The 15374-nt window shown below is 67.0% G+C and carries 17 protein-coding genes; 5 read left to right on the forward strand and 12 right to left on the reverse strand.

From position 1 onward, the window contains the following. The 10 genes from JWP90_RS04480 to JWP90_RS04525 all read right to left on the reverse strand — a co-directional run. A partial coding sequence (locus tag JWP90_RS04480; protein WP_297360259.1) for a (2Fe-2S)-binding protein occupies positions 1–310 on the reverse strand: 310 nt, incomplete at its 3' end. Between the two features lie 2 nt (positions 311–312). Then, a complete protein-coding gene (locus JWP90_RS04485; RefSeq protein WP_297360261.1) occupies positions 313–1497 on the reverse strand; it encodes an FAD-binding oxidoreductase in 1185 nt (394 codons plus the stop codon). Between the two features lie 28 nt (positions 1498–1525). Then, complete coding sequence (locus JWP90_RS04490) at positions 1526–1978, reverse strand: DUF126 domain-containing protein (protein ID WP_297360264.1); 453 nt, start codon at positions 1976–1978, stop codon at positions 1526–1528. Next, positions 1962–3227 carry an aconitase X catalytic domain-containing protein gene (locus JWP90_RS04495; RefSeq protein ID WP_297360266.1) on the reverse strand — a complete coding sequence of 422 codons (1266 nt, stop codon included), beginning with the start codon at positions 3225–3227 and terminating at the stop codon, positions 1962–1964. Before JWP90_RS04495 ends, JWP90_RS04490 begins: the two co-directional genes overlap by 17 nt. A gap of 2 nt (positions 3228–3229) precedes the next feature. After that, complete coding sequence (locus JWP90_RS04500) at positions 3230–3943, reverse strand: ABC transporter ATP-binding protein (protein WP_297360269.1); 714 nt, start codon at positions 3941–3943, stop codon at positions 3230–3232. After that, positions 3930–4724 (reverse strand): ABC transporter ATP-binding protein, encoded by a 795-nt coding sequence (locus JWP90_RS04505; protein ID WP_297360272.1) that lies wholly within the window; start codon positions 4722–4724, stop codon positions 3930–3932. The genes JWP90_RS04500 and JWP90_RS04505 overlap by 14 nt, the downstream gene beginning before the upstream one ends. Then, on the reverse strand, positions 4721–5764 hold the full coding sequence (locus tag JWP90_RS04510) for a branched-chain amino acid ABC transporter permease (RefSeq protein WP_297360275.1): 1044 nt from the start codon (positions 5762–5764) through the stop codon (positions 4721–4723). The genes JWP90_RS04505 and JWP90_RS04510 overlap by 4 nt, the downstream gene beginning before the upstream one ends. Beyond that, positions 5764–6654, reverse strand: a complete 891-nt coding sequence (locus JWP90_RS04515) for a branched-chain amino acid ABC transporter permease (protein ID WP_297360278.1) — start codon at positions 6652–6654, stop codon at positions 5764–5766. The genes JWP90_RS04510 and JWP90_RS04515 overlap by 1 nt, the downstream gene beginning before the upstream one ends. Positions 6655–6725: 71 nt before the next feature. Beyond that, positions 6726–7901 (reverse strand): branched-chain amino acid ABC transporter substrate-binding protein, encoded by a 1176-nt coding sequence (locus JWP90_RS04520; protein WP_297360281.1) that lies wholly within the window; start codon positions 7899–7901, stop codon positions 6726–6728. A gap of 121 nt (positions 7902–8022) precedes the next feature. Beyond that, positions 8023–8694 carry a GntR family transcriptional regulator gene (locus tag JWP90_RS04525; protein ID WP_297360283.1) on the reverse strand — a complete coding sequence of 224 codons (672 nt, stop codon included), beginning with the start codon at positions 8692–8694 and terminating at the stop codon, positions 8023–8025. Between the two features lie 77 nt (positions 8695–8771). On the opposite strand from JWP90_RS04525, the gene JWP90_RS04530 reads away from it, so the two are divergent. The 4 genes from JWP90_RS04530 (at position 8772) to JWP90_RS04545 (ending at position 12234) form a co-directional block, all read left to right on the forward strand. Beyond that, positions 8772–9797 (forward strand): proline racemase family protein, encoded by a 1026-nt coding sequence (locus JWP90_RS04530; protein WP_297360286.1) that lies wholly within the window; start codon positions 8772–8774, stop codon positions 9795–9797. Next, a complete protein-coding gene (locus tag JWP90_RS04535; protein WP_297360288.1) occupies positions 9794–10720 on the forward strand; it encodes an ornithine cyclodeaminase family protein in 927 nt (308 codons plus the stop codon). The genes JWP90_RS04530 and JWP90_RS04535 overlap by 4 nt, the downstream gene beginning before the upstream one ends. Before the next feature lie 100 nt (positions 10721–10820). Further along, positions 10821–11249, forward strand: a complete 429-nt coding sequence (locus tag JWP90_RS04540) for a transferase (protein WP_297360291.1) — start codon at positions 10821–10823, stop codon at positions 11247–11249. 190 nt (positions 11250–11439) lie between these two features. After that, positions 11440–12234, forward strand: a complete 795-nt coding sequence (locus JWP90_RS04545; RefSeq protein WP_297360294.1) for a tryptophan-rich sensory protein — start codon at positions 11440–11442, stop codon at positions 12232–12234. A 293-nt stretch (positions 12235–12527) separates the two neighbouring features. On the opposite strand, the gene JWP90_RS04550 is transcribed toward JWP90_RS04545, so the two are convergent. Then, positions 12528–12884 carry a zinc-binding dehydrogenase gene (locus tag JWP90_RS04550; RefSeq protein WP_367182668.1) on the reverse strand — a complete coding sequence of 119 codons (357 nt, stop codon included), beginning with the start codon at positions 12882–12884 and terminating at the stop codon, positions 12528–12530. A 229-nt stretch (positions 12885–13113) separates the two neighbouring features. Next, a complete protein-coding gene (locus tag JWP90_RS04555) occupies positions 13114–13995 on the reverse strand; it encodes a 3-methyladenine DNA glycosylase (RefSeq protein WP_297360297.1) in 882 nt (293 codons plus the stop codon). 121 nt (positions 13996–14116) lie between these two features. On the opposite strand from JWP90_RS04555, the gene JWP90_RS04560 reads away from it, so the two are divergent. Next, positions 14117–15322 carry an ROK family transcriptional regulator gene (locus tag JWP90_RS04560; RefSeq protein WP_297360300.1) on the forward strand — a complete coding sequence of 402 codons (1206 nt, stop codon included), beginning with the start codon at positions 14117–14119 and terminating at the stop codon, positions 15320–15322. The last annotated feature ends 52 nt before the right edge of the window (positions 15323–15374 follow it).

Here is a 15374-nt window from a genome sequence, read left to right on the forward strand (position 1 = left end):
CCGGCAGGATGTCATGCTGGGTTACGACGACGTCACCGTCGACGGCCCGGCGTTGGCAGGCCCGCACGTCACGGTCCCCGTTGACCTCGACGAGGCAGTCGAAGCAGACCCCGATGCCGCAGAACACTCCGCGTGGCTTTCCCGAGACGGAGGTGCGGCGGAAGGCCAGCGGCCCGCTCGCGAGAATCACCCCGGCGATGCTCTGGCCGGCGACCCCGTCGATCGGTTGACCGTCGAAGTGGATCGAAACGGATGTGGGCTCCGACGGCCGGATCGGGTCGTCGGAGAACGGCAGCATTCGAGCTGTCATGATCAGGCCACCTGTTCGAGGTGCGGCGCGAGCGTGGCGCGGGTGGGAGAGTACGGGGTCGGGTCGACCTCGGGGGTGCGCCCGAGGACCAGGTCGCGGAGTAGTTCGGCGGTGGCCAGGCTCAACCCGATTCCCGCTCCTTCGTGCCCGGACGCGTGCCACAGTCCAGGCATCCGCTGATCTTCGCCGATCGCGGGAAGGTGGTCGGGCATGAACGGGCGGAAGCCGCCGTAGCTGCGCATGACAGTGGCCGTCGCGAGGAACGGGAACAGGCGAAGCGCCTTCACGGCGACCTCGGTGAGCACGTCGACGCGGAGGCTGGAGTCGAATTCGACCTGTTGCCGGGAGGATCCGATGAGCACGGTGCCTCCGGCTGTCGACTCCACCACGCTCGATGTCTGCAGCGCGCGGTCGTCCGAACCGACGGCTCCGACGTAATCAGCGTCGTAGACCTTGTGGAAGATGCGGTGCCGCATCCGGCTGGTGACGAGCAGTTCGCCGCGGCGGGGTCGCACGGGGAGGTGCACGCCGATCCGGCTCGCCACGTCGCCGGACCAGGGGCCGGCGGCGATCACGACTCGGGCGGCGCGGTGCGGTCCGCGGTTCGTCGACACGCCGACCAGTGCTCCGGCGTCGTCGAACAGCCCTCCGGTGACTTCAGTGTTCTCAAGCAACCGCGCCCCGTGTTTGCGGGCGGATGCCATCAGGGCTTCGGTCGCGATCGCCGGCTGCACCTGGGCGTCCTCTGGGTAGAAGACACCAGACGTGACGGCCGGGTTGAGGTCGGGCTCCAGTTGCAGCAGCTCAGTGGCGTCGACGGCTCGAGCATCCACGCCGGCACCGCGCTGGGTTTCGGCGAATGCTCGGAGCGACTCGGCACCGTCTGGGGTGGTCGCGACGACCAGCCCGCCCTTGCGCTCGAATTCGAGGGAAGGAAACGCGTCGCCGAGCTCGTCGCGAAGATCGTCGGCGGTCGTCGCCCACAGCCGGGAGGCGAACTGCGCGAGCACGAGCTCGTGCCCTGGGCCTTTGTCCGAGACGAGGAGGTTCCCCTCGCACGCCGAGGAGGTTCCGCCGGCCGTCGTGCCACGGTCGAGGACGAGCACCGAGAAACCGGCGAGTGCAAGGGCACGTGCGCAGGCGGCGCCGACGATGCCGGCCCCCACGATAACCACGTCGTTGTCCACTGCGCTTCCCTTCGTAATATATTACATACTACACAGCGGCGGATGTTCCGCAACCGTCCCACAGGACGACCCCGGAATCCTCGCCCGCGCTCACCCGCACTCGACCCGACCGGGGAATGCCCGCGGCATCCGTGAGCAGGATCGGCATCCGCACGTCATACACCTCGGCGGCAGCGAGCGCACCGAGCACGACGATCGCGTCGCGGGTAGCCAGAAGCATGGCGGCTGGTGCGACGCCGGAACGGATCTGTTCGGCGAGCACACTCGACGACGAACTCGACCCGCGGGAGGCGCTCATCACCACCACCCGGCCGGCGAGGGAGGCGCCGCACTGCGGGTGATGCACATCGGTGATCACGCCGGTGGCGAGGTCGGTGCCACCCCAGAACGACAGTGGCTCATCGAGCCGCAAGAGCTCGCCATCGGCTTCGCCCGCGCACAAGGCGATCCCATCGGCACGGCCGTCACCACGCTGAGTCATCGCGGATCACCCGCCCAGCACGAGCGGATGCCACGCATTCGGCGAGGGTTCCGAGCACGACCTGGATGCCCATGTTCGCCGGCGCGTACCAGGCCCACTTGCCGGACGTGGTCATCGTCGTTCGTACCGAATCGGCGAGGATCGGCACCAGGTACGTGCACGTGTCGACGACGATCCGTGCGCCTGCCGCCTCCAGGGCCTCGAGAAGCCCGCGCTCCCTCGCTTGCTGGAGGACCGCTCGTGAGGTCGAGATCCAGACCGGCAGCACGAAGTCACCTGGCTCGCGCAGGAGTTCGGCGAGTTTCTCGAACTCGGTGAGCGAGAAGTGGGGGGTACCGAGCGAAACCGCGTCGAGCGAAGCATCCGTCGCGGCCGTGGTCAGTTCGTTCCGGGCAGCGGTGAGCATCTCGCGCGTGACCACGGTGGAGCGGATGCCGTCGGGCGGCCACGCCGAACCCGCCGCTCTCGCTTCGGGCGTCGACCCGGCGACATGGAAGAGGGCGACCCCGCCACTGGACGCGGCGGTCGCACCGAGCGCCTTCAACCGGTCCTCATCGACCGAGGCGGGGTTGATGCCGGTGAGGATGCTGACCTCCTCACCGACGATCCGGCCAACCAGGAACCCGAGTGCTGCCCAGGCCGCTTCGCTCTCCAGCACGTGGGCCGGAAGATCGGAACAGTCCACGGCGAGGGTCGGGACCCGCTCGGCCGGGAGATGGAGGCCTGCGAGCGGCACCCGTCCGGTGACCGCAGCGCACGCATCCAGGAAGTCGCCGTAGCGGGCGGTCCGCGCGCCGAGCACCGAGTTGGCGAAAACGATGGCGTTCGACTCAGCCCAGGCGACATCGGTGCCCGCTTCCGGCCGGGATTCGATCTGGTACGGGGCGCAGGTCCAGGTGGGCCGGGCGCCGAGGGCGACGTAGGCGTCCATCAGCCGGCGGGCAGCCGCCGACTCCTCCGCATCGAGTCGCACAAGACCCGGATGCATCAGGTCGAGCGAGCTGACGTTGAGCGTTGTCGGCACAGACACCCGAGCACCGAGTCGGACGAGCTTCTCGGCGAAATCCAGCCCAGCCTGCCCGTGATACAGGCAGCTGTCGATGTGCGCGGACTCGACGTCGATGAGTTTTGTCGCCTCGGACACGCGGGCCAGTGCAACGACGATCCGCATCGCCATCGCCACCCCAGGGCCCCGCTCGCCGGAGAGCTTCGCTTCATCCTCGGCGGTGAGGACGAGGGTGGAGGCCACCGTCATCCGTTCCCGAGGTAGGCGTCGACGATCCTGGAATCGGTGAGCAGGTCGGAAGCGCGGCCTTCGATCGTGGTGGCACCGTTGTCGATGACGTAGGCGCGGTCGGTGACCTTCAGCGCGGCTCGCGCGTTCTGCTCGACGAGCAGCACCGCGGTGCCCTGGTCCCGGATCTCGCTGATCACCCGCATCACCTGCGCGACGATCAGGGGGGCGAGACCCATCGATGGTTCGTCGAGCATGAGCATCTTCGGCCCGGCGACGAGGCCGCGACCGATGGCGAGCATCTGCTGTTCACCGCCGGAGAGGGTTCCCCCCTGCTGCGTCCGGCGCTCGGCAAGCAGCGGGAGCAACTCGTAGACCCGCTCGATGCGCTTCGCGACGGTTGCCCTGTCCTTGACCAGATAGCCGCCCAGCTGCAGGTTCTCGAGCACGCTGAGTGTGCTGAAGATCCGGCGCCCCTCCGGCACGTGGATGAGGCCGGCATCGACCACGTTCCACGGGTGCGCCTTGCTGATGTCCTTGCCGGCGAATCGGACGCTGCCCGAGTGCAGCCTCACGAGCGCTGAAGCGGTCGACAGCGTCGTGGTCTTGCCTGCGCCGTTGTTGCCGAGGAGGGCGACGATCTCGCCCTCGTCGACGTTCAGGCTGATCCCGCGGAGCGCCTGCACCTTGCCGTAGAACACCTCGACGTCCTGGAACTCAAGCATCGCCATGCGACTGCACCTCCCCGTCCTCGTCCCGGCCCAGGTATGCCTCGATCACGGCGGGATTCGCCTTGACCTCGGCCGGAGTGCCCTCAGCGATCTCCCGGCCGAAGTTCATCACGACGATGCGTTCGGAGACTTCCATGACCAGCCCCATGTCGTGCTCGATCAGCACGATCGCGGTGCCCAGGTTCCGGATCCGGTGACACAGCTCGAGCAGCCGCTGCTTCTCGGAGTAGTTCAGCCCTGCCGCGGGCTCGTCGAGCAGGAGGAGATCCGACTTGCGGGCGAGCGCCCGGGCGATCTCCACCTGTTTCTGCTGCCCGTACGCAAGGTTCCGGATCGGAACACCACGCGGCCCGGTGTAGCCGACGAAGTCGAGCCAGCGGTGCGCTTCCTCCGTGTAGGCAGCCTCGCTGCGCTTGAACCGGGGAGTGTGGAAGATCGCATCCGCCCAGTTCTGCCCGCCGTAGAGGTGCATGCCCGCCCGCACGTTGTCGAGCACGGTGAGGTCGGGGAACAACCGCAGGTTCTGGAACGTGCGGGAAACCCCTGCAGCGGCGATGTCGGCTGGGCGCTTGCCCGTGATGGCGGCGCCCTTGAGCAGCACCTCGCCGGCGGTCGGCTTGTAGAACCCGGTGATGCAGTTGAACGCACTGGTCTTGCCTGCACCGTTCGGGCCGATCACCGCGACGATCTGCTTCGCGTGCACATCGAAGGAGAGGCCGTCGACGGCTTTCACCCCGCCGAACGCGATGTGGAGATTCTTCACCTCGAGGACGGCGCTCATCTCTGTTCCCCCGCCACAGCTACGGCTTCCCGCTCCTCGGCCGGTTTGCGTTCAGGTTCATACCCGCGAGCGGGCCAGAAGCCCTGCGGGCGGAAGAGCATCACGACGATGAGCAGGACGCCGAATGCCAGGTAGCGGTACTCGGCCAGATCCCGGAGCAACTCCGGGAGCAGGCTGATGACGAGAGCGCCGATGACGACACCGCGCATGTTGCCCATGCCGCCGAGCACCACAGCCATGAGCACGAGTGCGGACTGGAGGAAGACGAAGCTCGTCGGTGCGACCGCGGAAAGGTGGCCGGCGAACAGCACTCCCCCGAAGCCGCCCCAGATGGCTCCGAAGGTGTAGGCGAGGAGCTTCACCTTGTAGGTGTGGATCCCCATCGCCTCCGCGGCGTCCTCGTCTTCTCGGACGAACCGCCAGGCTCGCCCCAGCCGGGACTTGCCGAGCCGCGCGGCAGCGAGCACGAAGCCGGCGACGACGAGGATGGTGACGTAGTAGAACACCGCAGGCTGTTGAAAGTCGAAGTCGCCGATCTTGAGAATGCCCGGGATGCCGAAGATGCCGGACGGCCCACCGGTGATCGCGAGGTTGTTCGCGGTGATGCGGGTGATCTCACCGAAGCCCAGGGTCACGATCGCGAGGTAGTCGCTTCGCAGCCTCAGAGTCGGTGCTCCGATGATGAGGCCGGCGAGCACCGTCATGACGAGAACGACCGGAATGGTGAACAGCAGAGGCAGATCGAATGCCTTGGCGACGATGCCAGACGTGTACGCCCCCACCGCCATGAAGGCGATGTAGCCGAGGTCGAGGAGCCCGCAGTATCCGACGACGATGTTCAGGCCGGATGCGAGCAGTACGAAGATCGCCGCGGTGGTCATGATGTTGAGCGCGTACGGCGTCGCGTTGACGAACGGTGCCGCGACGGCGATTGCCAGGGCGACCCAGCCCAGCCACTTGCTTTCGAACAGCCGGGACACCCGACCGGACGGCGGCCGGATCTTCTTCGGTGCGAGAGTCGTGTCGACGTTTTCGCTCATCAGACACGCTCCGTCACTCGTTCACCCAGGATGCCGGTCGGCCGAAGGGTGAGGAAAAGGATGAGCACGGCGAAGGCGAAGACGTCGCGCCACTGCCCGCCGAACCACTGGGCACCGAACGCCTCAACGAATCCGAGCACGAGGCCGCCGAGCATGGCGCCCTTGATGTTGCCGATTCCACCGATGACGGCGGCAGTGAACGCCTTGAGGCCGATGATGAACCCCATCAGGAAGTCGATCTTGCCGTAGTACGCCCCGGCCATCACACCAGCGGCGCCGGCGAGCGCCGAGCCGATGAAGAAGGTACGGGTGATGACCGCGTTGACGTTGATGCCCATGAGCAGGGAGGCGTTCCGGTCCAGGGCGATGGACCGCATGGCGCGGCCGGTCGACGTGTTCTGGATGTAACCGTTGAGGCCGATCATGAGCAGCCCCGCGATGATCATCAGCACGATCTGAGGCAGCGACACCCGGGCGCCGATCAGATTGAACACCTCACCCTCGAGGCGGATCGGGAAGGAACGCGGGTTGGGCCCGGCGATCGCGCTGATGCCGTACTCCAGCGAGAACGAGACACCGACCGCGGTGATCAGCACAGCCAGCCGGGGTGCCCCACGCAGCGGACGGTAGGCGAAGCGTTCGATCAGCACACCGGCGGTACCCGTGAGCAGCATGCTGAGCAGCAGCACGACGAGCAGTGCACCGATCGAGAGCGAGGCGGGGATGCCTCCGAGCGACGACAGCACAGCGAATCCGATGAACGCGCCGAGCATGTACAGATCACCGTGGGCGAAGTTGAGAAGTTTGATGATGCCGTAGACCATGCTGTATCCCAGCGCGATCAGGGCATAGAAGGAACCGACGAAGAGCCCGTCCCAGATGAGTTGCATCAAGGGGAATCCGTTTCACAGATAAGGCGAGCGGATGCCGCGCCGCGCCTGGCGACGCGGCATCCGTTTTCTCAGGACAGGTCGTCTTCGAGAACGAACTTTCCATCCTGGATGCTGAGGATGACGAACCCACCGCTCGAGAGGGTGTGCTCAGGAGTGAACTTCAGCGGACCGGAGAACATCTCGAATCCGTCGATGCCCTCGAGCGCTTCGATGATCTTGTCGCCGTCGGTTGAACCGGCCTCCTCGATCGCTTCAGCGGCGAGACGCACGGCGTCGTAGGACTGGGTCGAGTATGGACCAGGAGCCGAGCCGAACTTCTCCTCATAGTTGGCGATCCAGTCTTCGGCACCTTCGATGGTGTCCGGAGTCTGGGTCATGGTGGCGAAGACGCCTTCGGCACCCGCGCCGGCGATCTCGGACAGCGACGGGTCGACGCTGCCGTCGGCGACCATGATCTGACCGGCGAAGCCAGCCTTCTTGAGCTGGTTGATGATCAGTCCGCCCTCCTGGTAGTAGCCGGTCCAGTAGACGAGCTCAGGGTTGGCGTTCATGATGTCGCGGACGACGGCCGAGTAGTCGCTCTCGCCGGCGGTGACCGACGTGCTGAGAGCGACAGTTGCCGAGCCGTCTTCTTCGATCTGCTTGGCGGTCTCGGTGTTGATGTCTTTGGAGTAGCTGGTGTTGTCATCGACAAGGGCGACCGTGGTGAAGCCTGACTTCTTGATGAAGTCGAGTGCTGCGGTGGACTGCTGCTTGCCTGTGCCGTTGATGAGGAACACGTTCTTGAGCCCCTGGTTGACCAGGTCCTGCGAATTCGCTGCCGGGATGATCATGGGGATGCCGGCCTTCTCGAAGATCGGCAACTGGGGCAGGGTCGCTCCCGAGCAGTACCCGCCGACCGAGACGACGACTCCCGCCGAGACGGCCTTGTTCGCACTCGCGACCGCCTGCTGGGCGTCACAGGCCTCGTCGCCGACTATCAGCTCGAGCTTGCGGCCGTCGAGGACGCCTCCGTCTTTGTTGATCTCGTCGATAGCCAGGTTGGCGCCGTTCTGCATGTACTCACCGGTTGGTGCGCTGCTTCCGGAGATCGGGATGACCATGGCGAGCTTGACGGGCCCCGCGTCGGCATCGCTGGATGCGCCGCCATCGCCCGCGAGCAGCCCGCCGCTGCATCCCGATGTCGTCAAGAGAACCGCTGCTGCGATTCCGATCAAGACAGTGCTGTGTCTTTTGATTTTCATTGCCTGCATCTCCTTCGAGGTGAACGTCGGGTGTCGTTGCGGCATCCGCTCAACGCAGTTTTCTGGCGCGCGTACAATATGACATGCCACTACAGGCGCGTCAAGCAAATCTCCTGAGCGTTCAGCCCACGGCTTGCGGGGCACCCCACCATGCGACGACGTGGGACAGGTGGCGCACGGTCAGCTCTTCAAGTTCAGCGCCGTTGCCCGTCTCGATCAGGTCGAGCATCTCGTGGTGCTCACGAGCGGACTGGGCCAGTTCGGGGCTTTCCCGCATCGATGCGAGATTCACCATTCGCGTCTGCAAGCGCAGTTCGCGAACCATCGCGACGAGGCGACTGTTGCCGTGCAGGCTGATCAACCCGAGGTGGAAGTTCCTGTCACTCTCGATGAATGAGGTCAGCTCCCCCCGCTCGGCGTGGCCGGTGATCGTTGCGGCGAGGCCGCGCCAGGGGGCCAGGTCGTCCCCTGACCACTCCTCGGCGAGAGACCGCATCGCCGGCGCCTCGAGCAATTGCCTGACCTCGACGATGTCGCGGAGTTCCTCGAGGCTCACCGTCGTGACCCGGAATCCCTTGTTGCGGATAGGCTCGACGAACCCCCGTTGTGCCAGGTCGAGCATCGCCTCGCGCACCGGTGTTGCAGAGACCTCGAACTGCGCAGCCAGTGTCGGCACGGAGACAAGCGTGCCCGGCGATAGTTCACCAGAGATGATCGCAGCCGAGAGGGATTCCCCGATCCGGCCGCGCAGGCTCTCCGATTGCTCGATCTTGCTTATCGCACGGGTCGTCATCTCTCTCCATTCCTCGGCGGGCGGTCCGCCCAACCAGCATGGTCGCGTTAAACCCGACCGCTTACTACCCTCAGGATATGTGCCATACCACTGAAATGCTCCGGGCAGTCGACTACCACACCGCAGGAGAGCCGTTCCGGATTGTCGCAGAGGGGCTCCCTGTCATTATGGGTGCGACCGTCGCGGAACGCCGCGTATACGCCCAGAATTCGCCTGATCTGGATGCGATTCGCCGCCTGCTCTGCCAGGAGCCGCGCGGTCACGCCGACATGTACGGGGGTTTCGTCGTACCGCCGGACGACGGGGAGGCGCACTTCGGAGTGCTGTTCTGGCACAACGACGGCTATTCCACGGCGTGTGGCCACGGCACCATCGCGCTCGGCGCATGGGCGGTCAGCAGCGGGCTGGTGACCGCCGACCCGGATGCTGTCACACCGGTGACGATCGATGTGCCCTCCGGCCGGGTGGTCGCCCATGTGCGGACCGTCGGCGGTCGAGTCGACTCCGTGATCTTCGAGAACGTCGCGTCATACCGGGTGGCCGAGTCGGTGCCTGTGGCCACATCGAGAGGGCCGATCACGGCTGGCCTCGCCTTCGGCGGAGCGCTTTACGCCAGCGTTGATGTCGCGCAGTTCGGGCTCAGCCTCACGCTCGAGAACTACCCGACCCTTCTCGAACTCGGCCGCGAGATCAAATGGACTCTCAACGATTCGCCGTTGTCGCAGCATCCGCTCGACGACCGGCTGAGCGGAGTGTACGGCACCATCCTTTTCGAAGACCTCGGGGACACCGCGGCCGGACCCCACCAGCGCAACATGACCGTCTTTGCCGACGGACGAGTCGACCGTTCGCCATGCGGGTCGGGGACAGCGGCCCGTGTCGCCGAACTCGCCGCAGAAGGGCGCCTCTGGCCCGGGCAGGTGCTTGCCCACGACTCCATCGTCGATACTCGCTTTCTCGGTCGCATCCGTTCGACGACCACCGACGTCCCCGGCGGCGTCGGGGTGATCGCCGAGGTGGAAGGAATGGCGTACCGAACCGGTGAGCACGTCTTCAGCCTCGACCCGGCGGATCCCATCGGCGAAGGGTTCGTGATCCGATGACCGCGCTGCCGTGGATCTCCGCCGCCGAGGTTTTCGCCGCCCTCGACTATTCGGCGGCCGTCGATGCCCTCCGCCGCCACCTCGCCTCCGGCCCCGACCCTGCAGCCGACCCGCCACGTGGCATCCTCGACCTGGCCCATGGCCAACTGCTGCTCATGCCATCGGAGTCCGCGGATGCCGTCGGCGTCAAAGTCGCCACGGTGGCGCCGGGCAACGCCGCGCTGGGCCTCGAGCGGATCCAGGGCGTCTATCTTCTGATGGATGCCCGGACGCTGACGCCGGTCGCCCTGCTCGACGGCACAGCACTGACAACGCTGAGGACACCGGCTGTGTCGGCGGCGGCAGCGAGCTTCCTCGCGCCGGAGACGGTCGACCACCTCGTCGTCTTCGGCTCCGGCCCTCAAGCGCGTGGGCATGTTGAGGCGATGAACGCCATCCGTCCGCTCGGCCGGGTGACCGTCGTCGCGCGGCATGCCGGTCGCGCCCAGGGCCTCGTCGACACGCTGACCGACGCAGGCTTCTCGGCCGCGACAGGCGCCCCGGACGCGGTGCGGGACGCGCAACTGATCGTGTGCGCCACGACCGCCAGAACACCCCTCTTCGACGGGTCTGTCGTTCCGAACGACTCGTGCACGATCGCGGTCGGCTCCCACGAGCCGGACGCGCGCGAACTCGACTCGGCCCTCATGACGCGGGCACAGGTCGTGGTCGAAGAGATCGGCGTCGCCCTCCGCGAGGCCGGCGACGTGCTGATCCCGAGGGCGGAGGGGCTGCTGTCAACGGAGTCCCTTGTGCCGCTGCGCGACCTGGCGACGGGCGCGGCATCCGTCGACCGCACGCGCCCCCGAGTGTTCAAGAGCTCAGGGATGTCGTGGGAGGACCTCGTCATCGCCGAGGAGATATTTCGAGCTCGAACCATCTGACTGGGAGCCCGCTGAGAGGAGGAATCGTGCGCTGACCTACACCGTTATTGTCGATAGCGCACAAAATCCGTCTCCACTGAGGGGTGCGTCGGAAGGCATCATGAGCAAAGTTTTTGAGGAGATCGAGTCCAGGGCGGGCGAGATCGCGAAGTACCGTCGCCATCGTAATGGGCGTGGATTCGTCGCGCAGACCGCCACCGTCGACCCGAGCACTTATATCGAACCCACTGCGTACGTCGAACCCGGCGCCACCCTCAGCGGCCGTTGCTGGATCGGTGCAGGAAGCTGGATCGACCGCGGCGCCATTCTCTCCGCCGGGGTGTTCGTCGGCGCGAACGTCCACGTCGGTGCTGACGCCATCGTGGGAGTCGGAGCCCAGATCGGCAGCCACAGCCGCATCGGCGCGAAGGCCAGGATCGGCGCCGGGGCCCATGTCGCCCGCGACAGCACCATCCCGACCGGAGCTGTCGTCGCCGGGCCGCCGCCGAGCGGCGGGCCCAAGAAGAGCGACATGGGTCGCGCCGCGTAACCCGCTGGAGCCGGCACCCGCGCGTAGCCGTACGACTTCACCCACTTCGGACAAGTGCATCCGGTGCGCCGGGTGCTTTGGTCCGGAGTACGTGAGAACGTGCGCGCGCAAGACCCGGGCCCGGATTGCGCCCGCTTGCTAGAGTCGACGCACGCTCCGGCACCTGCCTGAAGCGCTCGAGGAGAACACCGTGAGATCCAACGACCGGTTGCGTCACAGTGTGGTTGTGGTGAGCGCCATCGTCGCCATCGTGGGCGCGTTCATCGGCTCAGGGGCAGCGGGCGGAACCCCGATCGTTGAGGCGTCCGGAGGCGCCCTTTCGGCGGACGCCACCCCGGTCGCACCGGCAGGCTCGGCTTTCGGCATCTGGTCGGTGATCTACGCCGGCCTGATCGGGTACACGATCTGGCAGCTTCTGCCGACCCAGACGCGGGCGGAACGACACCGGAAGCTCGGCTATCCGATCGCCCTGTCGTTGATCCTCAATGCCGCGTGGATCCTCAGCGTGCAGTTCGACCTGTTGTGGGCGAGCGTGCCGATCATCGTGCTCCTGCTGGTCGTGCTGATCTGGGCGTTCCGCCTCAGTCTTGCGTCGCGGCCGAGCAACGTCATCGACGCGATCGTGACGGATGGCACCATGGGGCTCTACCTCGGTTGGGTGACCATCGCCACCGTTGCGAACGTGGCCGCCGTGCTCACCGCTGCCGGGTTCGACGGATTCGGCCTGTCGCCCGACCTGTGGGGCGTCGTGCTCATCGCGGGCGCCGGGGTCATCGGCGTCGGGCTCGCGCTTTACGGGCGCGGCAGGCTCGCCCCGGCCGCGTCGCTGTGCTGGGGTATCGCCTGGGTGGCCGTCGGACGTCTGACCGGTGACCTCCTCTCGGTTCCGACAGCGATCACATCCGTCCTCGTGGTCGGCGTGATCCTTCTCGTGACGATCGCCGCGCGGATCAAGGCGCCGCGGCCGCTGCCCGTCCTCAGCTGAGCCGTCGTACCCCGCGCCGTCGCACCCCGCACCGTCGCACCCCGCACCTCGTGCCTCCGCCGCTCCGCCCCCTGTCGCCGTGCTCAACTGGCCCCCTTCGGCTCACAACTCCGCCGATCCAGCCCCTCGCGACCGTAACGGCCCCGCCGTTCCGCAGCTCTGACCCAGACGGGAAGCAACGAGGCGGAGTTATGCGCAGGGCCTTCCTTCGCCGAAGGCTGATGCGGGCCAGACGCCGATGAGAACGGCCATGGTGACGATGGTCACGAACCCGTGAGCGACGTTGAGCACCGTCAGCCCGGTGGGCCGGCGGTCGACCCGCCACAGGTCCGCGAAGATCGGAATGTCACGTGAAGGAACGGCGGAACCGAGGTAGCTACCACGATCGTCCGGGCTTCGGCGACCAGTCCGAGTGGCGAAACCTCGGCGGGCGCGGTCGGCGACGGCAGCCCGACCGTGATCGTGGTGCCGCCGGGAGCGGTCAGGGCCACCGCGGTCTCGAACGCGCACACAATGCCGGCCGCCTCGATCACGGTCGCCGCTGTCGGGCCGCGAGCGGCGGCATCCGCCGGGCTGTATGCCGCTGAGGCACCGAGCTCGAGCGCCTGCTCGATGCGCACCGGCACCTCGCCTGGTCCAGGCGGGTCCATTTCCAGTTCGGGGATGTCGAAGGGCGGGAGTCGGGGTATGGACGGCCGCGCCCGATCTCCTCGAGAACGGCACCGGAGATTCTGCTGCGTGGCTCACTTCATCGTGGTGCTGTCTCCCTGGCGCGTGACCTGTCGATCTTCGCACGTCGTCGGCGCGTCGACATTGGGGAGAAGAATCCGAGGGCACGTCGACGGCACGTCGACGAGTCCTGCTCTCCTTCGGAAGGGGTCAGCCGGCCGCTCGGGCTACCGAAATGGCGGTGACGACGCGGGCGCGCAGCGCATTGGATCGCTCGGCGAAGGCGCGCTGCTGCCGCACATACTCGGCTTTGCCGTCGGCGGTCTCAATCGCGACGGGCTCGGCACCCCACGGCGCCATGTCGTACGGCGACGCTCGCATGTCGAGCCAGCGGATGTCGCGGGCAAGCGTGAACGAGTCAAGCAGCACCTCGCCCGGCACCAGTGGGCCCAGCTTGATCGCCCATTTATAGACGTCCATCCCGGCGTGCAGGCAGCCGGGCTGCTCGAGTTCGGCCGACGTCGCGCGGGTCGGCTGCAGGCGGTTGCGGGGTACAGCGGCGGGGGTGAAGAACCGGAAGGCGTCGAAGTGGGAACAGCCGATGTGATGCGACTCGACCACCGCGTCGGTGCCGGCCTGTCCCAGCCGCAACGGGACCGAATGCCGGTGCTCCCCCTGCCGGTAGACCATCGCCCACTCATGGAGGCCGAAGCAGCCGAATTGGCTGACCCGGGCGGCCGTGCGGCTGAGCAGTTTCTCGATGAAATCGACCGTCGAGCTGTTGGCGGCCAGGAATGCCGATGCGTCGACGGCGAGCCCGTCCCCGTCCGGGCGGTACCAGCGCCAGGCCGCGCGGTCGAGCGCCGCGGCATCCGCCAGGACCACCCCGGCGCCGGGGTGCCAGCGACGCAACAGCCGCGGCTTGAACGGGTAATAGGTGAAGAGGAAGTCCTCGATCGGATGCTTCTCGCCCCGCTGCACGCGCACCCGCCAGTCGGCGGTGAGGGCGTCGGCGCGCTCCTCGTGGGCGGCCTCCCGCGCCTGCCACTCGGCTCGCGGCAGCACCGCGGTGGCGAGGGTGAAGTGGGGCATGTTCCCACGCTATCCCGGAGTTCCCGCGAGAAGTCCTCTTTGTCGGCCGGGCGTCGAGAGCATCCCGAACATATGACGAAGCTTCACTGCTTTGCGCCGTCCGATGTGGTTGAATTGCCTGATGGTCGACATAAGTCCCACTGCCCTTGGATCGTCGGCAACAAGCGATATTTTCCAGATCCTCCGCGACGGCCGGCCCAGGACCCGAACCGAACTTGCCAGGGTCACCGGGCTCGCCCGCTCCACCGTCGGCCTTCGCATCGACTCGCTCCTGCAACTCGGGCTCATCGGACCCGCCGACGCCGCGCCGTCGACCGGTGGCCGCCCATCGTCGCAGTTCGCCCTCACCGGCGGCAACAAGGTGGTGCTCGCCGTCGACATCGGCGCGACCCACGTGCGTATCGCGGTCAGCGACCTGGTGGGTCGGCCGCTCAGCGAGGACGCCGCCGACATCCCGGTCGCGAAAGGTCCGGAAGAAGTCCTTCATTGGGTCATCGCCGCCGGCGACAAGCTCGTACGTGAAGCCGGGCGCTCCGTCGACGACCTCCTTGCGATCGGCGTCGGCCTCCCCGGACCGGTTGAACACTCGAGCGGCCGGCCGATCAACCCGCCGATCATGCCCGGCTGGGACAACGTGGACGTCCCTGAGCGGCTACAGGCCCACTTTCACGTGCCCGTACTGGTCGACAACGACGTCAACATCATGGCCCTCGGTGAGCGTGAGGTCGCGTGGCCCGAGGTGGACCATCTCATCTTCGTCAAAGTCGCGACAGGCATCGGCGCGGGCGTCATCTCCCGAGGGATGCTGCAGCGTGGCGCGCAGGGTGTGGCCGGTGACATCGGCCACGTGCGGGTGTACCGCGACAACGACGCGATCTGTCACTGCGGCAACGTGGGCTGCATCGAAGCGCTCGCGTCAGGTCCGGCGTTGGCGAAAGCGCTGACCGAGCAGGGCCTCGCCGCTGAGACCAGCCAGGATGTCGTCGAACTGGTCCGCGCCGGCAATCCGAAGGCGATCCAGGCCGTGCGTCAGGCCGGGCGGGACCTCGGTGAGATCCTCAATGCCTGCATCAGCCTGATCAACCCGTCGGTCATCGTGCTCGGTGGCGCCATGGCGCGGGCCGGTGAGCACCTCATCGCCGGCGTACGCGAGGTGGTCTACGCCCGCTCGATGCCGCTCGCCACCCAGCACCTGCAGATCACCCAGTCGAGTGTCGGCGCCAACGCCGCCGTGCTCGGAGCGAGCATCCTCGCCATCCACCACGTGCTCTCCCCGGAGAGCGTCGAGGCCATGGTGGTCGACCTCGCGGATGCCGTCGGCCGCTAGCCCCACGTCCGTCCCGTTCGCGTCCGGCCATCTCCGACCCACCCACGGCGGG

This window comes from Mycetocola sp. (genome assembly GCF_025464835.1).
Lineage (GTDB): Bacteria > Actinomycetota > Actinomycetes > Actinomycetales > Microbacteriaceae > Mycetocola_A.